The sequence below is a fragment of the Janthinobacterium sp. 1L-D-8-B-C4 genome (genome assembly GCF_057291295.1).
In genome coordinates this window covers 131,558-148,726 of the sequence record NZ_JBXAVX010000008.1, presented here as the reverse complement: position 1 = coordinate 148,726, position 17,169 = coordinate 131,558, and the positions used below count along the sequence as shown (strand labels likewise).

Annotated in this window: 14 protein-coding genes; 8 read left to right on the top strand and 6 right to left on the bottom strand. The window is 62.7% G+C overall.

The genetic code is table 11. The annotated features are described in order from the left end of the window. Positions 1-3: 3 nt before the first annotated feature. Both AC0Z42_RS15865 and AC0Z42_RS15860 read right to left on the bottom strand, forming a co-directional pair. A complete protein-coding gene (locus AC0Z42_RS15865; RefSeq protein ID WP_485469165.1) occupies positions 4-960 on the bottom strand; it encodes a homoserine kinase in 957 nt (318 codons plus the stop codon). 82 nt (positions 961-1,042) lie between these two features. Next, positions 1,043-1,441 (bottom strand): hypothetical protein, encoded by a 399-nt coding sequence (locus AC0Z42_RS15860; RefSeq protein WP_485469164.1) that lies wholly within the window; start codon positions 1,439-1,441, stop codon positions 1,043-1,045. A 279-nt stretch (positions 1,442-1,720) separates the two neighbouring features. On the opposite strand from AC0Z42_RS15860, the gene polA reads away from it, so the two are divergent. From polA to AC0Z42_RS15840, 4 genes are all read left to right on the top strand, one after another. Then, positions 1,721-4,480, top strand: a complete 2,760-nt coding sequence (polA, locus tag AC0Z42_RS15855) for a DNA polymerase I (protein WP_485469163.1) — start codon at positions 1,721-1,723, stop codon at positions 4,478-4,480. A gap of 32 nt (positions 4,481-4,512) precedes the next feature. Beyond that, positions 4,513-5,397, top strand: coding sequence for a dienelactone hydrolase family protein (locus tag AC0Z42_RS15850; protein WP_485469162.1), 885 nt, complete (start codon positions 4,513-4,515; stop codon positions 5,395-5,397). Positions 5,398-5,619: 222 nt separating this feature from the next. Further along, positions 5,620-6,375, top strand: a complete 756-nt coding sequence (locus tag AC0Z42_RS15845) for a ZIP family metal transporter (RefSeq protein ID WP_485469161.1) — start codon at positions 5,620-5,622, stop codon at positions 6,373-6,375. Between the two features lie 259 nt (positions 6,376-6,634). Continuing rightward, the gene (locus tag AC0Z42_RS15840) at positions 6,635-8,347 is read left to right on the top strand and encodes an ABC-F family ATP-binding cassette domain-containing protein (protein ID WP_485469160.1); all 1,713 of its coding nucleotides are present in this window, start codon (positions 6,635-6,637) and stop codon (positions 8,345-8,347) included. 10 nt (positions 8,348-8,357) lie between these two features. On the opposite strand, the gene AC0Z42_RS15835 is transcribed toward AC0Z42_RS15840, so the two are convergent. The 3 genes from AC0Z42_RS15835 to AC0Z42_RS15825 are packed head-to-tail and all read right to left on the bottom strand — an operon-like array spanning position 8,358 to position 11,304. Continuing rightward, complete coding sequence (locus tag AC0Z42_RS15835) at positions 8,358-9,215, bottom strand: sulfurtransferase (protein WP_485469159.1); 858 nt, start codon at positions 9,213-9,215, stop codon at positions 8,358-8,360. An 11-nt stretch (positions 9,216-9,226) separates the two neighbouring features. Further along, positions 9,227-10,150: a DMT family transporter gene (locus AC0Z42_RS15830; protein ID WP_485469158.1), complete on the bottom strand. Its 924-nt coding sequence runs from the start codon at positions 10,148-10,150 to the stop codon at positions 9,227-9,229. A gap of 53 nt (positions 10,151-10,203) precedes the next feature. Then, the gene (locus AC0Z42_RS15825; RefSeq protein ID WP_485469157.1) at positions 10,204-11,304 is read right to left on the bottom strand and encodes an aromatic ring-hydroxylating oxygenase subunit alpha; all 1,101 of its coding nucleotides are present in this window, start codon (positions 11,302-11,304) and stop codon (positions 10,204-10,206) included. 418 nt (positions 11,305-11,722) lie between these two features. Here AC0Z42_RS15825 and AC0Z42_RS15820 point away from each other — a divergent pair, with 418 nt between their 5' ends. The 3 genes from AC0Z42_RS15820 to dxs are packed head-to-tail and all read left to right on the top strand — an operon-like array spanning position 11,723 to position 14,751. Continuing rightward, positions 11,723-11,977 (top strand): exodeoxyribonuclease VII small subunit, encoded by a 255-nt coding sequence (locus AC0Z42_RS15820; protein ID WP_485469156.1) that lies wholly within the window; start codon positions 11,723-11,725, stop codon positions 11,975-11,977. After that, positions 11,974-12,882 (top strand): polyprenyl synthetase family protein, encoded by a 909-nt coding sequence (locus AC0Z42_RS15815; protein ID WP_485469155.1) that lies wholly within the window; start codon positions 11,974-11,976, stop codon positions 12,880-12,882. Before AC0Z42_RS15820 ends, AC0Z42_RS15815 begins: the two co-directional genes overlap by 4 nt. After that, positions 12,883-14,751 carry a 1-deoxy-D-xylulose-5-phosphate synthase gene (gene dxs, locus AC0Z42_RS15810; protein ID WP_485469154.1) on the top strand — a complete coding sequence of 623 codons (1,869 nt, stop codon included), beginning with the start codon at positions 12,883-12,885 and terminating at the stop codon, positions 14,749-14,751. Here dxs and AC0Z42_RS15805 read toward each other — a convergent pair. After that, the gene (locus tag AC0Z42_RS15805; RefSeq protein ID WP_485469153.1) at positions 14,744-15,766 is read right to left on the bottom strand and encodes a LacI family DNA-binding transcriptional regulator; all 1,023 of its coding nucleotides are present in this window, start codon (positions 15,764-15,766) and stop codon (positions 14,744-14,746) included. The genes dxs and AC0Z42_RS15805 overlap by 8 nt on opposite strands. Positions 15,767-16,021: 255 nt before the next feature. Here AC0Z42_RS15805 and AC0Z42_RS15800 point away from each other — a divergent pair, with 255 nt between their 5' ends. Beyond that, positions 16,022-17,167, top strand: a complete 1,146-nt coding sequence (locus AC0Z42_RS15800; RefSeq protein ID WP_485469152.1) for an ABC transporter ATP-binding protein — start codon at positions 16,022-16,024, stop codon at positions 17,165-17,167. The last annotated feature ends 2 nt before the right edge of the window (positions 17,168-17,169 follow it).

Genomic DNA, 17,169 nt, shown 5'->3' with positions numbered 1-17,169 from the left:
TTCTTAAAACAATTCCGGTGCAGGTGTAGTGATGCGTTCGCGCAAGATGCGTTCAAAATGCGCGGGGTCGTGGGGCGTCAGCATTTCGGCTGCGCGCGGCTGGTAGTAATCGTACAGGCGCGACAGCCAGAAGCGCAGCGCGGCAGCGCGCAGCATGGGCTGCCAGGCCGTGTGTTCTTCGGCCGTCAACGGGCGCACGGCCTGGTAGGCGTCAAGCAGGGCGCGCACGCGCGCTGCATCGAGCTTGCCGGTTGCCACATCGATGCACCAGTCGTTGACGGTGACGGCCACGTCGAACAGCCAGGTGTCGCAGCCGGCAAAGTAAAAATCGAAAAAGCCGGTCAGCTGTTCGCCGTCGAACATCACGTTGTTGCGGAACAGGTCGGCATGCACCGGGCCGCGCGGCAAGGCTTTATAGGTAGCGCAGGCGGCAAAGGCATCCTGGAAATGAATTTCGGCGCGCAGCAAATGCGCGTTGGCATCGTCCAGGTGCGGCAACACCAGTGGCGTGGTGGCGTTCCACCAGTCCAGGCCGCGCAAATTCGGTTGCTGCAGCGGGAAATCCTGCGCCGCCAGGTGCATTTTTGCCAGCATGGCGCCGACGGCCGCGCAATGCACGGGCTGCGGTTCCATCTGCGAACTGCCATCGAGCTTGCTGACGATGGCGGCCGGTTTGCCTTGCAGCGCTGACACCAGTTCACCGTCGGCGTTCGGGATCGGCGCCGGCACCAGCACGCCGCGCTCGGCCAGGTGGCGCATCAGTTGCAGATAAAACGGCAATTGCTCGAAGCTCAGGTTTTCAAAGATCGTCAGCACATGCTCGCCGCGCTCGGTGCTGAGGAAAAAATTGCTGTTTTCAATGCCGGAAGCGATGCCCTTGAGGGCCAGGGGCTTGCCGAGTGGAAATTGCGTGATCCACTGGCCGATATCGTCCAGGTTTAGCGCGGTAAAAACTGCCATGGGAAAGAGGGGAGATCAAAAAAGGTCAAAAAAAGCCGGCTGCCCCGTGCTGGCCGGGGCAGGGCGGTGAAAGAGTGGATGCTTACTTGGCTGGCGGCGGTGGCGCCGGCACATCGTCGGCCGCTTCGTCATCACGCTGTTTCTGTTTTTTCTTGCCCAGGTCAAATTCCATCACCTTCCATTGCGGGCCGCGCAGGGCGCTGCCATGGGCCTGGTCGCCGCCGGCCGATGGCTTCATGTAATAGGTGCTGCCGCCCGAGGTCACTTTCACTTCCGACGTCACGCCATTTTCGCGTTTTTCCGTGATCTGCTGGGCCGGCGCTGCTGGCGTCACGGTAATCGGCGCTTCGCCCATTTCTTCGATTTTTTCCAGCTGCGGCGGAGCATCGCTGGGCTTGGCTGGCGTCTGGGCGCCGGCAAGGGCCGATACTGCCAGCAGGGGCAGGGCCAGGATTTTCCAGAAGGTGGAGGTACGCATCATGATCGGGTCGCTTCCTAGTGTGACCGCAGCGTGCAGCTACGGTATCCGGGCTGTCAGTCAGCCCTCATTATCTATGGGGCATTGTAACAAACTGCCAAGCGCGCTGTTTTAAATGCCGCGAAATACTTGAGCGCGCCTGCGCACGTGTCCGTACCAGCAAAAACAGTCGCGCACGCCCGCCATGATGGCGCCGTAAACTCTGCCATAATTGTGCGATATTCCACCCGCCCGCCCATGTTTCTCTGCAGCCGGCGCGGCTCACCTTATTTTATTGGCATTATGCAAAACACCCTGCTGTTAGTCGACGGTTCCAGTTATCTTTATCGCGCCTTCCATGCGCTGCCCGACCTGCGCAGCCCGGACGGCTACCCCACCGGCGCCATGCACGGCATGGTCAACATGCTGCGCCGTTTGCGCGCCGATTATCCGGCTGCGTATATCGCCTGCGTGTTCGATGCCAAGGGCAAGACCTTCCGCGATGATATGTATCCTGAATACAAGGCCACGCGGGCCTCCATGCCGGACGATTTGCGCCTGCAGATCGAACCGATCCATGAAGCCGTGAAGGCCATGGGCTGGCCGATCCTGATGGTCGACGGCGTCGAAGCCGATGACGTGATCGGCACCCTGGCGGTGCAGGCTGCAGCGGCCGGCATGAACGTGGTGGTGTCGACCGGCGACAAGGACCTGGCGCAGCTGGTCAACCGCCAGGTCACCTTGATCAATACCATGAGCAATGAAAAGCTCGACGAAGCGGCGGTGCTGGCCAAGTTCGGCGTGCCGCCGAACCGCATTATCGATTATCTGTCCCTGATCGGCGATACGGTCGACAATGTGCCGGGTGTGTCGAAATGCGGACCGAAGACGGCCGTCAAATGGCTGACCCTGTACGACAGCCTGGAAGGCGTGATGGAAAACGCGGCCAATGTAGGCGGCGCCGTGGGCGAGAACCTGCGCACGGCGCTGCCGTGGCTGCCGCAGGCGCGCGCCTTGATCACCGTCAAGACCGACTGCGACCTGTCCGGCCACATGACGACGATTGCCGAGTCGCTGGTGGCGAAACAAGAAGACCGCGATGCGCTGCTGGCGTTTTTCAACCGCTACGGCTTCAAGGCGCTGCTGCGCGAACTCGGCGGGGCGCCGCCGCCGATGTCGCCGGTAGGCGCGCCGCCTGTTGCCAATGCTGCTGCGAACACCACCGGCGATATGTTTGCGGACGCAGTCCCCGCTCCTGAAGCCGTGTATGAAACCGTGCTGACCGATGAACAGCTGGACAAATGGATCGCCCTGATCGATGCGGCGCCGTTGACCGCCGTCGATACGGAAACCACCTCGCTCGAACCGATGACGGCGCAGATGGTCGGCATTTCCTTGTCGGTGGCGGAACATGCGGCCTGCTATATTCCGCTGGCGCACGATTACGCGGGTGCGCCGGACCAGCTGTCGCGCCAGCACGTGCTCGATAAATTGCGCCCATGGCTTGAAGATGAAGCCAAACCCAAGCTGGGCCAGAACCTCAAATACGACAGCCATATCTTTGCCAACCATGGCGTGACATTGCGCGGCATCGTGCACGACACCTTGCTTGAATCGTATGTGTTCGAGTCGCACAAGAAACACGACATGGACGGCATGGCGCTGCGCCACCTGAACTACACGACCATCCCGTTCGAGGACGTGTGCGGCAAGGGCGCCAAGCAGATTACCTTCAACCAGGTCGAGATCGGCCAGGCAACCAGGTACGCGGCGGAAGACGCCGATGTGACCTTGCGCCTGCATAACGCCATCTGGGGCAATGTGGCCAACGATGAAAAGCTGACGTATATCTACGAGAAGATCGAGCTGCCGACGGCGCAGGTGCTGCAAAAGATCGAGCGCAATGGCGTACTGATCGACGATGCGCTGCTCAATGTGCAATCGGCCGAACTAGCCGTGAAAATCCTGGAACTGGAAAAGAAAGCCTATGAGCTGGCCGAGCAGCCGTTCAACCTCGGCTCGCCCAAGCAGATTGGCGAAATCTTCTTTGAAAAGCTGAAGCTGCCGGTGATCAAGAAAACCCCGACCGGCGCGCCGTCCACCGATGAAGAGGTGCTGCAAAAGCTGGCCGAGGATTATCCGCTGCCCAAGGTGCTGCTGGAATACCGAGGCATGGCCAAGCTGAAGTCGACCTATACCGACAAGTTGCCGAAGATGATCAATGTCACTACCGGCCGCGTGCATACCAATTATGCGCAAGCCGTGGCCGTCACGGGGCGCCTGGCGTCGAACGATCCGAACTTGCAGAATATTCCCATCCGCAGCGCCGAAGGGCGCCGCATCCGCGAAGCGTTCATTGCGCCGCCGGGCAGCAGCATCATCTCGGCCGACTATTCGCAGATCGAGCTGCGCATCATGGCGCATATTTCGGGCGACGAAGCGATGCTGCGCGCCTTTGCCGAGGGCATCGACATTCACCGCGCCACCGCAGCCGAGATTTTCGGCGTGGCCGCCAGCGAAGTGCAAAGCGAGCAGCGCCGCTACGCGAAAGTCATCAACTTTGGCCTGATCTACGGCATGAGCGCGTTCGGCCTGGCCGGCAACCTGGGCGTCGACCGCACGGCCGCGCAAAGCTATATCGACCGCTATTTCGCGCGTTTTTCGGGCGTGAAACAATATATGGAAGACACGCGCCAGCAAGCCAAGGCGCGTGGCTATGTGGAAACCGTGTTTGGCCGCCGCCTGTGGTTGCCGGAAATTAATTCGCCGAACGGTCCACGCCGCCAGGGCGCCGAACGGGCGGCAATCAACGCACCGATGCAGGGCACGGCTGCCGACCTGATCAAGCTGGCCATGATCGCGGTGCAGGACTGGCTGGAGCAGGACGGCCTGCAAACGAAAATGATCATGCAGGTGCACGATGAACTGGTGCTGGAAGTGCCGGACGCCGAGCTGGAGTTGGTCAAGCGCCGGCTGCCTGAATTGATGGCCGGCGTGGCCCAGCTGAAAGTGCCGCTGACGGCCGAAGTGGGCGTCGGCAAAAACTGGGACCAGGCGCATTAATTTTCTTAACGCAATACCTTCAGGAGAAACGCATGAAAGACATGATCACCGATGTGGAAAGTCTGCTGGGCCAGAGCACGCTGACGGGGCTTGACGGCCGGCGTGGCTTCCTGAAGGTGGCGCTCGGTACAGGTTTTGCTGTGGCCGCACTGCCGGTGGTGGCGCAAAACGTCATCAAGACCGATGGCGTGGGCCTCATTTCCGGCACCGTCATGGTCAAGGTCGACGGCCAGGACGTGCCCGTCTACGCATCCCAGCCCGAAGGCAAGACGGGCCTGCCGGTGGTGCTGGTGATTTCCGAAATCTTTGGCGTGCACGAGCATATCGCCGACATGGCGCGCCGCTTTGCCAAGCAGGGTTATCTTGCGCTGGCACCAGACCTGTTCGTGCGCCAGGGAGACGCCACCAAGGCGCCCAGCATGCCCGAGCTGATGAAAAACATCGTCGGCAAGACACCTGACGCGCAGGTGATGAGCGACCTTGACGCCATCGTCGCTTGGGCCAAACAGAACGGCGGCGACACCGCGCGCCTGGGCATTACCGGTTTTTGCTGGGGCGGCCGCGTTACCTGGCTGTATGCGGCGCACAATCCGGCCGTGAAGGCGGGCGTGGCCTGGTATGGCCGCCTGGTCGGCGAATCGACGCCGATCACGCCGCAGCACCCGGTCGATATCGCGCCCGCGCTCACCGTGCCGGTGCTGGGACTGTATGGCGCCAAGGATACCGGCATCACCCAGGAATCGATCGCGACCATGAAGGCGGCGCTGGCCAAGGGCGCGAGCAAATCCGAATTCGTTGTGTACCCGGACTCGGGCCACGCCTTCAATGCCGACTACCGGCCCAGCTATGTGGCGGCCGACGCCAGGGATGGCTATGCGCGCTGCCTGGCCTGGTTCAAGGCCCACGGCGTGGTGTAAGCAGCATCTTTCCTCACTGACCTGCAAAGCCGGCCGGGCTACAAATGCCCGGTCCGGCTGTCAATGCAGTACAATTGCATCTTGTTCGCGCCACGCCGCTGCCAAGGTTGCATCAATCAATAACAAGCAATACCGTACTGAGCACGTTCCAGCACAGCGGACGCCAGTATCCTGGCGCCCCTTTTGAGGTAAGAAATCATCGATCCCGTCCTGATATCCATTTTGCTCGCGACCACGATCGCGGGCCTGTTCAGCATTACTGCGGCGGCGATTTTCTCGTTTGCATTCTTGTCCAAGGTGGTCGAGCGCATGGTCAGCCTGTCGGTCGGCATCATGCTGTCGACTTCGCTGCTGCATGCCTTGCCGGAAGCGTTCGAGTCGCAAGCCGATCCGCGCAGCCTGTTCGCGACCTTGCTGGCCGGCCTGCTGGCGTTTTTCATGCTGGAAAAGTTTGCCATCCTGCGCCATTCCCACCACCACGAAGGCGATGGCCATCACCATGCGCATGGCCACGACAAGCACGAAGCGGGCAAGGCCGGCTGGATGATCCTGGTCGGCGACGGCATGCACAATTTCACCGACGGCATCCTGATCGCCGCCGCTTTCCTGGCCGACCCGAAGCTGGGCCTGGTGACCGGCCTGGCGATTATCGCGCATGAAATCCCGCAGGAAATCGGCGACTTCATCGTGCTGCTGAACGCCGGTTTCTCGCGCCTGCGCGCCTACATTTTCAACCTGCTGTGCAGCCTGATGGCGGTGGCCGGCGGCCTCTTGGGCTACTTCACGCTGGACCGCGCCAGCAATTTGATTCCGTACGTGCTGGTGTTCGCCTCGTCCGGCTTCATCTATATCGCGCTGTCTGACCTGATGCCGCAGATGCAGCGCCGTTCGACCCTGCGCGAAACCATACCGCAGGTGCTGTTGATCGCGCTGGGCGTGTGCATCGTGCTGTTTTTGACGCGGCACCGGCACGCTTGAAACCCGGCACATAACGGTGTAGCATGGCCTTTCTTATTCACTTGAAAAGAAAGGAGGAAATGATGGATAGTTTATTTGTGTTCGCCCTGTGGCGCGCACGTTCTTCCAGTGCATTTGCCCGCTCTTGCCCTCGTTCTATCGCGCTGCGATAACCGGGTCAGAGCAAAGTTTCCCTCTCTACAGAGTCTTTCTCGGCTCATGGTTGTCGTTGGCGCTCCTGTTAACGCGGATGCTTGCATCCCGAACAAAGACAAGAGCCATGACTACCCTTATCTCTGCACAAGCATTACAGCTGGATGCCCATGACGGTTTCCTGTTCCACGAACTCGCCTTTACCTTGCGCCAGGGCGACCGCATCGGCCTGATCGGCCATAACGGCTGCGGCAAATCGTCCCTGCTGGGATTGCTCGCCGGCACGCGTGAAGCAAGCGCCGGCACCATCACTCAGGCGCGCGCCTGCCGGCTGCAGCATGTCGAGCAGCATCTGCCGTCTGGCCTGGCCGAACTGAGCCTGCATGAGGCCTTGCTGGTGCCCGTGCTGGATCAGCCCGAACTGCATTGGCGCGTCGACGGCCTGCTGGCCGAACTGGGCTTTGATGCGGCCACGGCGCAGGTGCCGGTGCGCTCGCTGTCCGGCGGCCAGCACACGCGCCTGCTGCTGGGCCGCGCGCTGTTGCAGGAGCCTAATGTGCTGCTGCTCGATGAACCGAGCAACCACCTGGACCTGCCGTCGCTGCTGTGGCTGGAGCAATTTTTGCTGGCCTGGCGCGGCGCCTTCATCCTCGTCTCGCACGACCAGCGCCTGCTCGACAATGTCGCCACGCGCAGCTGGATCTTGCGCGATGGGCGCATCCACGATTTTGACCTGCCATGCGGTGCCGCGCTGGCGGCGCTGGCCGAAGCCGACGTGGCCGCCAGCGCCCGGCATGCGGCTGAACAGAAGGAGATCGACCGCCTCGCCGTCAGCAGCGCGCGGCTGGCGCTGTGGGGCAAGGTCTACGACAACGAAAGCATGGCGCGCAAGGCCAAGACCATGCAGCGGCGTATCGGCAAGCTTGAGCAGGCGCAGACGTTTGTCAGCGACGGCGCCCCCTGGCGTCTGCGCCTGCACGGCAAGGCGCTGGCGGCCGACCAACTGCTGGCCCTTGATGGCCTGGCCGTGCGTGCCGCGCCTGGCGCACCGGAGTTGTTCCAGAGCGGGCAGCTGTGGCTCAAGCCGGGTGATCGCGTCGCCTTGCTGGGCGCCAACGGCGGCGGCAAGTCTTCATTGTTGCGCCTGTGCTGGCAGGCGGTACAGGCGCAAGAGGACAGGGTCGACCTGCGCTGGCACCACGCCGCCCGCATCGGTTACTACGACCAGTCGCTCAGGCAACTGGCGGACGAGGCCAGCCTGCCCGACGCGCTGTATGCGTTCGCCGTGACGAAGGAAGCCGAACGGCGGCAGGCGCTGATCAGCGCCGGCTTTGCCTATGCGCGCCATGTGCTGACGGTGGCGAGCCTCAGTGGTGGCGAGCGTGCGCGGCTGCTGTTTTTGGGCCTGTCGCTGGCAAGTTACCACCTGCTGCTGCTCGACGAACCGAGCAATCACCTGGATCTGCAGGGCAAGCGCGAACTGGCGCAAGCCCTGCAAGGTTTCGAGGGCGGCTGTTTGCTGGTGTCGCATGACCGCGACCTGATCGAGGCGGCGTGCAACCGCTTTTGGGTGGTGGCCGATGGGCGCCTGGAAGCCTGGCCGGACGCGGCCAGCGCCTATGCGCGATTGAATGCCGGCAAGCGGCTGCCGGATGCGGCCCCGCCGTCAGTGGCCGCGGTGGCGGTGGACAGCGAACGGCAGCTCGAACGCCTGTGCGAACTGGAGCAATTGCTGGCTGAGGATCTGGCGCGCAAGCCACGGCACCGAAAGCTGGCCAGCCAGCAGGCGTGGCAGGAAGAAATCACCCGCCTGAACCGCGAACTGGGGATCAGCGTGTAGCTTGCCGCCGCTAGGTGTTACCGGTTGCCACCGGCCGTGCCGGATCGGCGCACCATTCGCTCCACGAACCTGGGTACAGCGCCGCGCCCGGCAGGCCCGCCACTTCCAGGGCCAGCAGGTTGTGGCAGGCCGTCACGCCCGAGCCGCATTGCATGATGGCCGCCTCGGGTTTGTCGATCAGGCCGGCGAATTCCTGTTCCAGTTCCTGGGCCGGTTTGAAGCGGCCGTCGGGCTGCAGGTTGTCCTTGAAGAAGCGGCTTTTGGCGCCCGGGATATGGCCGCCGACCGGATCGATGGTTTCGTTTTCGCCACGGAAACGGTCCGGCGCGCGCGCGTCGAGCACCTGCAGTTCCTGCGTGGAAAGGTTGGCCACCACCTCTTGCACGCTGACGGTACGCGCCAGGCTGGCTTGTTCGGCGATATTGCCGGCCGGGCGCGGTGCTACCGGCGTGACGACCGGCAAGCCCTGCGCCTGCCAGGCGGCCAGGCCGCCGTCCAGTACGGCCACATTCGCATGGCCGACCCAGCGCAGCAGCCACCACAAGCGCGCGGCGAACATGCCGCCCTGGCCGTCGTAGGCCACCACTTGCGTGTCGTGATTGATGCCCCAGCCGCGCAGGGTGGCGATCAGGGTATGGCGGTCGGGCAGCGGATGGCGGCCTGTGAAGGCCGCGCCGGCCGGGGCCTTGGGGCCGGACAGGTCGGTGTCGATATTGGCGAACTGCGCATTCTGGATATGCCCGGCGGCAAACGCATCGCTGCCGGCCGCCGGGTTCATCAGGTCGTGGCGGCAGTCAAAAATCGCCCAGTTGCCGTCGTTCAGATGGCTGGCCAGCTCGCTGGCACTGATCAAGGTCGTGTAGTTCAAGCATCGCTCCTTCACACTTCGCTGGCAATCGGATCCGTGCGCGCAATCGCCGCGCCACGGGCGGTATTACGGGTATTGTAATAGGTGGCGGCAAGCCCGGACGCGAGAATGATGCCGATGCCGGCCCAGCCGTGCCAGTCGAACAGGTCGCCGAAGATCACCACGCCCCAGAAGCTGGAAAACACGATGCCCGTATATTGCAGGTTGGCCACCACCAGGGTTTTGCCCAAGCGATACGCACGCGTCATCGCCATCTGCGCCATGGTGGCGCACAGGCCAATGGCGGCCAAGAGGCCCACACCATACGCGCTGGTATGCGCATGCCAGACGACAGGGCCGCCGCCGGCGCTGGCCACATGGCCGATCACGCCGGCAACGAAGTTGACGACGGAAAAATAAAACACCACCCGGTATTCCGGCTCACCCAGCAAACCAAGTTTTCTTACCTGCAAATAGGCCAGTGCCGACAGCATGCCCGAGATCAGCGCCGTGATGGCGCCGGCCGCCTGCTCGGTTTCAAACACCGGCTGCAGCAGCAGGGTGACGCCGACAAAACTCATGGCGATCGCCGCCACCAGCGGCCACTCGACTTGCTGGCTTGCCTTCCACCAGCCGCCGGCCAGCAGGATCACGGCGATCCAGATCGGCGCCATGTAGTTCAGCGTCATGGCGGTGGCCAATGGCAAAATGGCGATCGCATAAAACCACAGCCACAGCGCGATCACGCCGACCACGCCGCGCCACAGATGCTGGCCCCACATGCCGGTTTTGAAACTGCCGCCTTGATACAGTATGGTGCAGGTCATCACGGTGATGCCGATGATGCCGCGATACATGACGATTTCGGAGGTGGAATACATGTCCGAGGCGATCTTCACGCACACGCCCATGATGGCGAACATGAAACTGGCAAACAGCATCCAAAGTGATTGCATCTGATTCCTGGAAAACGGGGGTAAAAAAAGGCCGCACGCGGCGGCCCTGGAAACTACAGTGCGATATTGTCGCGGTACCACTCGTGGAAGTGCTGCATGCCGTCTTCCATCGGCGACTGGTAGGGGCCGACTTCATTCACGCCGCGCGCCATCAGTACCTTGCGCCCGGCATCCATGCGCAGGGCGATTTCATCGTCCTCGACGCAGGTTTCCATATACGCGGCGCGCTCGGCCTCGATGAACTCGCGCTCGAACAGCACGATTTCTTCGGGGTAGTAGAACTCGACCACGTTGCGCGTTTTCTGCGGGCCATCGGGCCACAAGGTCGAGACCACCAGCACGTGCGGATACCATTCGACCATGATGTTCGGATACAGGGTCAGCCAGATGGCGCCATACGGCGGCGGTTCGCCGCCACGGAACTGCAGCACCTGCTCCTGCCATTTCTGGTACGCGGCCGAGCCCGAATGCTGCAGGCCGCGGTGCACGCCGACCGTCTGCACGCTGTAATCCTTGCCGAATTCCCAGCGCAGGTCGTCACAGCTGACAAAGCTGCCCAGGCCGGGATGGAACGGTTCGACGTGATAGTCTTCCAGATAGACTTCGATGAAGGTCTTCCAGTTGTAGTCGCACTCGTGGATTTCCACGTGGTCGAACATGTAGCCGGAAAAATCGAGGTCTTTCGAGACGGACAAGTCTTTCAACTTTTCCATCACGTTGTAGCCGTTTTGTTCGAACAGCAGGCCGTTCCAGCTTTGCAGCGGCGTTTTCGACAGGTTCAGGCACGGCGTCTCGGGGAAGTGCGGCGCACCGATCAATTCGCCCTTGAGGTCGTAGGTCCAGCGGTGCAGCGGGCAGACAATATTGTTCGCATTGCCACGGCCATTGAACATCAGCGCCTGGCGGTGACGGCAGACGTTGGACAATACTTCGATGCCATTGGCGTTGCGCACCAGCATGCGTCCTTCGTTTTCGGACGCCAGGGTGGCAAAGTCGCCCGTTTCGGGCACCATCAGCTCATGCCCGATATAGCGCGGGCCGGCGTGGAACAATTGTTGCATTTCACGCTGCAACAGCGCTTCGTCAAAATAGACGTGGACCGGAAGTTGCGCGTTTGAACGCGCCAGCTTGGCGTGAGTAGCCAGATCGGACATCCCAACCCCCCATAATATGTACAACGGTCAGCAGGCCCCCGGGTCATCCCCCGGGCAACCGCTACAGAGAGAAAGAATCCGCAAAGACCTGAATTCAAATTGGTTGAAACGGTATTTCGGACAGAACCGGAGATTATAGCGTGAATCGGTCCCATCCATGCCAAAAGCCCTGCCAAAAACGGGTCTATTCGGCGATATTGCTGAGAAGACGACGCTTTGCGGCACGTTTTCGCGCAGATGGGGGCAGTTTCGCCAAAAACCATCGGCAGGCGCGTAATCTGTCTTGCTTTGAGCACGCCGCGCGCGCTTTAGTTTTCACTTAATACAGTGGTTTGTTCTAAAATAACGCTACTATGCTGGCCGGGTATCCCCGGTATCTCCCGGCAAGCCCCTCGTGCCAAGAAAAAGATCTGAGTTTATGTCCAAGAAATTAACTGCCGCTGTCGCTGCAGCCGTGCCGGCCTCGTTTGAAGAGGCCATGGCCGAGCTTGCCCAGCTGGTAACGCAAATGGAAGCGGGCCAGTTGCCGCTGGAAGCTTCGGTGGCGGCGTATCAGCGCGGCTCGGAACTGGTCAAGTACTGTGCCGGCCAGCTCGACGGTGTCGAAGCGCAAGTCAAGGTGCTCGAAGGCGACATGCTGAAACCGTTTGCCGATGGCGAGGCCTTGCAATGAGCGCGGTAGTCACTGCCGGCATTACCTTCGGCGACTGGATGCAGGCCACCCAGGCCGATGTCGAAAGCGCGCTCGACCGGTTCCTGCCGGCGGCGGGCGTGGTGCCGCACAAGCTGCACGCGGCCATGCGCTATGCGCTGCTGGGCGGCGGCAAGCGCGTGCGTCCGCTGCTGGTGATGGCCGCCGGCGAGCTGTTCGATGCCGATGCGGCGACCCTGGCGCGCGCCGCGTGCGCGCTGGAAATGATACATGTGTATTCGCTGGTGCATGACGACATGCCCTGCATGGATGACGACGCATTGCGCCGTGGCAAGCCCACCGTGCATGTCGCCTACGATGAAGCGACCGCCCTGCTGGTCGGCGATGCGCTGCAGTCGCAGGCCTTCACCATCCTGGCCGAAGGCGCGGCGATCGAGCCGGGGCGGCAGATGGCGATGATACGGCTGCTGGCGCAGGCATCCGGTTCGGCAGGCATGTGTGGCGGCCAGGCAATCGACCTCGACAGCGTGGGCTTGGCCTTGAGCCTGCAGCAGCTGGAACAGATGCATCAGTTGAAGACCGGTGCGCTGCTGCGCGCCGCGGTGGTGCTGGGCGCGCTGGCCGGCAAGGACCTGACGCCTGCCGACATGACGGCGCTCGACGCCTATGCGAAGGCGGTGGGGCTGGCGTTTCAGGTGGTCGACGATGTGCTCGACGCCACGGCCGATTCGGCCACCCTGGGCAAGACGGCAGGCAAGGATGCGGCGGCCAACAAGCCGACCTACGTGTCGATACTGGGACTGGAACCATCCAGAGCCCTGGCAGAACAATTGCGGTGCGACGCCCATGCGGCGCTGGCGCCATTCGGGGACAAGGCACGCCGCCTGCGCGAGCTGGCAGACCTGGTCGTGCAGCGGAAGGCTTAAATGAAACTGTTAGAAACCATCAATGAACCGGCGCAAGTGCGCCAGCTGGCGCGTTCGCAACTGGTGCCGCTGGCACAGGAACTGCGCAGCTTTTTGCTCGACTCGGTGTCGAAAACCGGCGGCCATCTGTCGTCCAACCTGGGCACGGTCGAGCTGACCGTCGCGCTGCACTATGTATTCAACACGCCGCACGACCGCATCGTGTGGGACGTCGGCCACCAGACCTATAGCCACAAGATCCTGACGGGCCGCCGCGATCGCATGCATACGCTGCGCCAGAAGGATGGCATTTCGGGTTTCCCGAAACGCGACGAAAGCGAATACGATACTTTCGGCACGGCTCACTCGTCGACCTCGATCTCGGCCGCGCTGGGCATGGCGCAGGCGGCCAAGATCAAGGGCGATCCGCTGCATGCGATCGCCGTGATCGGCGATGGCTCGATGACGGCCGGCATGGCGTTTGAAGCGATGAACAATGCCGGCGTGCAGGAAGACGTCAACCTGCTGGTAATCCTGAACGACAACGACATGTCGATCTCGCCGCCGGTCGGCGCGCTGAACCGCCACCTGGCGCGGTTGATGTCGGGCCAGTTCTATGCGGCGGCAAAAAATGTCGGCAAGTCGGTGTTGCCGGGCCCGGTGCTGGAACTGGCAAAACGCTTTGAAGAACACGCCAAGGGCATGGTGGTGCCGGCCACCATGTTCGAGGAATTCGGTTTCAACTACATCGGCCCGATCGATGGCCACGACCTCGATTCGCTGATTCCGACCTTGCAGAACATCAAGCAACTGAAAGGCCCGCAGTTCCTGCACGTGGTGACCAAGAAGGGCCAGGGCTACAAGCTGGCCGAGGCCGAGCCGATTCTGTATCACGGTACCGGCAAGTTCAATCCGCTTGAGGGCATCAAGCCGGCCAGCGCGCCGGGCAAGATGACCTACACGGAAGTGTTCGGCAACTGGCTGTGCGACATGGCCGCGCACGACAAGCGCCTGGTGGGCATCACGCCGGCCATGCGCGAAGGCTCGGGCATGGTCAAGTTCGAACAGCAGTATCCGAATCGCTATTTCGACGTCGGCATCGCCGAGCAGCATTCGGTGACGTTTGCCGGCGGGCTGGCCTGCGAGGGCCTCAAACCGGTGGTGGCGATCTATTCCACTTTCCTGCAGCGCGCCTATGACCAGCTGATCCACGACGTGGCGCTGCAAAACCTGGACGTGACGTTTGCGCTGGACCGCGCCGGCCTGGTCGGCGCCGATGGCGCCACGCACGCCGGCAACTATGACATGGCGTTTTTGCGCTGCATCCCGAACATGGTCATCATGGCCGCGTCGGACGAAAACGAATGCCGCCAGATGCTCACCACCGGCTACTACTATCCGGGCCCTGCGGCGATACGCTATCCGCGCGGCGCCGGCGCCGGTGCGGCCATCGTGCCGGAACTGGTCAGCCTCGAGATCGGCAAGGGCGAAATCAAACGCCAGGGCAAGAAGATCGCCATCCTGGCGTTTGGTTCGATGGTGGCGCCGAGCGTGGCCGCCGGTAGCCAGCTCGACGCGACGGTGGCCAATATGCGCTTCGTGAAGCCGCTCGACGTGGCCCTGGTGAAACAGCTGGCTGCCGAGCACGACTACCTGGTGACGGTGGAAGAGGGCTGCATCATGGGTGGCGCCGGCTCGGCCGTGGCCGAAGCGCTGGCCGCCGCAGGCATCGTCAAGCCGATCCTGATGCTGGGCCTGCCCGACCAGTTCATCGACCATGGCGACCCGGTGCAGTTGCTGAAAAGTGTGGGCCTGGACGGTGCTGGCATCGCCGCTTCGATCGAGCAGCGCTTTGGCGGCACGCAGCCGCGCCTGGCCGTGGTCAGCTAAAAATCAATGCCGGTGGTGCGGTCGAGGCCCGCACCACCAGTTCGGGCGGCGGTGCGATGCGCATCGGCGCCTGCGCCTGCGGACTGGCAATCAGTTCGAGCAGCAGCGCCACCGACATGGCGGCCGCCTGCGCCGTCGGCAGCGCCACCGTGGTCAATGCGGGGCGAGACTGGCGTGCGCTCTGGATATCGGTCAGCCCGATCACCGACAACTGCTGCGGCACCTTGATGCCCAGGTCGGCTGCCGCATGCATCAGGCCCAGCGCCGGCAAGTCATTGGTGGCGAACACGGCCGTGATGGACGGCGTGGCGGCCAGCATTGCGGCGCCCGCCTGCAGTCCCCCTTCGACCGAATCATGCACCATCATTCTGTGCACCACGGCGTCGCCATGGCCCAGTTCAAGCAGCGCATCGTTGAAGCCGCGTTCACGCTCGGCGTGCACGCCGCAGACGCCGCCACCGACCATTACGCCGAGCTTGCGGTGGCCCAGCGCGATCAGATGGCGCGCGGCCAGCGCGCCGGCCAGGTGAAAATCGACCGCCACGCACGGCAGGCCCGGCGGCTGGTGCGGCTTTTCCCACATGCCCAGCACCACCGTGGCGCCGCGCCGCTCGGTTGCCTTGAGGTCATCGAGCGACGGGTCGGCGTTCATCACCAGCACGCCGTCGGCCAGGGTACCGGCGATCTGGTCCAGGTAGGCGCGGCCAATATCGTGATCGTCATTGGTATTGCAGACGATCAGGAAGCGGCCATGCTGGCGCGCCGCCTGTTCCGCCGCCAGGGCGTATTCGGGATAAAACGGATTGGCGATGCTCGACACCATCAGCGCCAGGGTGGGGGCGCGGCCTTCGGCCAGCGCGCGCGCCGTCAGGTGCGGCCGGTACCCCAGCGCTTCGACGGCGGCCAGCACGCGCGCGCGCGTTTCCTCGCCGACCTTGCCGCGCTGGCGCAGGACGTTCGAGACGGTGGCCGAGGTCACGCCGGCGCGCTGGGCAACTTGGGACAGGGTGGTCATGGTGGGGGCATCGGTAGCATGCCTGCATTCAACAGGGTTAGGCGGCCGCTGTCAATCTCCGCTTGGCCTGGCGGCGCGATTGCTGCAATGCATCACAGGATTAGATTGCCTGAAAAAAAATCCTTTGGTATATTCGGTTCAAACGAGCATATTCGAAACCATAATAATAAAAAACACGCAAAAGAGCGTGCCTGGCTAGCCGGGCACTTTTTTTAAAGTGGATTGGTTAAGCGCTTAACCTACTGGAGACCAGGCATGGCAAGCATCACACTCAAAGCAGTGCAGAAGTCGTATGGCAATGGCGCTGCGGTAATCCGCAACGTCGACCTCGACATCGGCGAACATGAATTCTGCGTTTTTCTGGGCCCCTCTGGCTGCGGCAAATCGACCCTCTTGCGCATGATCGCCGGCCTGGAAGACTTGTCCGGCGGCGAACTGCGCATTTCCGGCGAACTGATGAACGATGTGCCGCCGGCCGAGCGCGGCGTGGCGATGGTGTTCCAGAGCTATGCGCTGTTTCCCCATATGTCGGTGTACGACAATATCGGCTTTGGCCTGAAGCTGGCGAAGACGCCGAAAGACGAACTCGACCGACGCGTGCGCGAAGCGGCGCGCGTGCTGCAGCTCGATGAACTGCTCGAGCGCAAACCCAAACAATTATCGGGCGGCCAGCGCCAGCGCGTGGCGATTGGCCGCGCCATCGTGCGCCGCCCCGGCGTGTTCCTGTTCGACGAGCCGCTGTCCAACCTCGACGCCACCTTGCGCGGCCAGACCCGTATCGAGATCGCCCGCCTGCACAAGCAGTTCGTCGACGCCAGCGTGGTCTACGTGACGCACGACCAGGTCGAAGCGATGACCCTGGCCGACAAGATCGTGCTGCTGCGCGCCGGCCCCGACGTGCAGCGCCTGGGCAGCATCGCCCAGGTCGGCTCGCCGCTGGAACTCTATCACCGTCCGAACAGCCGTTTCGTGGCCGGCTTTATCGGCTCGCCGCAAATGAATTTCCTGCCTGCCAAGGTGGTCGCGGGCGACGGCAGTGCCGTGCGCGTCACGCTCGACCATACCGGCGAGGCCATCACCATCGAGGCCGATGGCCGCTCGCTGAGCGCCGGTCAGAGCATGTGCGTCGGCGTGCGCCCGGAGCACCTGTTGCTGGCGCCGCAGGAGGGCAATTGCCTGGTGCGCCGCGTGATGCTGGTAGAGCGCCTGGGCGAGCAGACCTATCTGCATTTCGAGCAGGCCGGCGGCGAGCCGCTGCTGGCCAAGGCGCCCGGCAATGTGGCCACCGAGGCTGGCGCCGAGCTGACCCTGGGCATGCTGGCGCAGCACTGCCATTTGTTTACCGACGATGGCAACGCCGTCGCGGCACCGTTCAATCCGCAACATCTTGCACAGGAGTGAAG

What these genes read in the sequence shown, in the direction of transcription:
- AC0Z42_RS15840 (WP_485469160.1), top strand. Translation starts at nt 6,635, where the DNA reads ATGACTACCCTTATCTCTGCACAAGCATTACAGCTGGATGCCCATGAC.
- AC0Z42_RS15805 (WP_485469153.1), bottom strand. Translation starts at nt 15,766, where the DNA reads ATGACCACCCTGTCCCAAGTTGCCCAGCGCGCCGGCGTGACCTCGGCC.
- AC0Z42_RS15825 (WP_485469157.1), bottom strand. Translation starts at nt 11,304, where the DNA reads ATGTCCGATCTGGCTACTCACGCCAAGCTGGCGCGTTCAAACGCGCAA.
- AC0Z42_RS15865 (WP_485469165.1), bottom strand. Translation starts at nt 960, where the DNA reads ATGGCAGTTTTTACCGCGCTAAACCTGGACGATATCGGCCAGTGGATC.
- AC0Z42_RS15800 (WP_485469152.1), top strand. Translation starts at nt 16,022, where the DNA reads ATGGCAAGCATCACACTCAAAGCAGTGCAGAAGTCGTATGGCAATGGC.
- AC0Z42_RS15860 (WP_485469164.1), bottom strand. Translation starts at nt 1,441, where the DNA reads ATGATGCGTACCTCCACCTTCTGGAAAATCCTGGCCCTGCCCCTGCTG.
- polA (WP_485469163.1), top strand. Translation starts at nt 1,721, where the DNA reads ATGCAAAACACCCTGCTGTTAGTCGACGGTTCCAGTTATCTTTATCGC.
- AC0Z42_RS15815 (WP_485469155.1), top strand. Translation starts at nt 11,974, where the DNA reads ATGAGCGCGGTAGTCACTGCCGGCATTACCTTCGGCGACTGGATGCAG.
- AC0Z42_RS15850 (WP_485469162.1), top strand. Translation starts at nt 4,513, where the DNA reads ATGAAAGACATGATCACCGATGTGGAAAGTCTGCTGGGCCAGAGCACG.
- AC0Z42_RS15820 (WP_485469156.1), top strand. Translation starts at nt 11,723, where the DNA reads ATGTCCAAGAAATTAACTGCCGCTGTCGCTGCAGCCGTGCCGGCCTCG.
- AC0Z42_RS15830 (WP_485469158.1), bottom strand. Translation starts at nt 10,150, where the DNA reads ATGCAATCACTTTGGATGCTGTTTGCCAGTTTCATGTTCGCCATCATG.
- dxs (WP_485469154.1), top strand. Translation starts at nt 12,883, where the DNA reads ATGAAACTGTTAGAAACCATCAATGAACCGGCGCAAGTGCGCCAGCTG.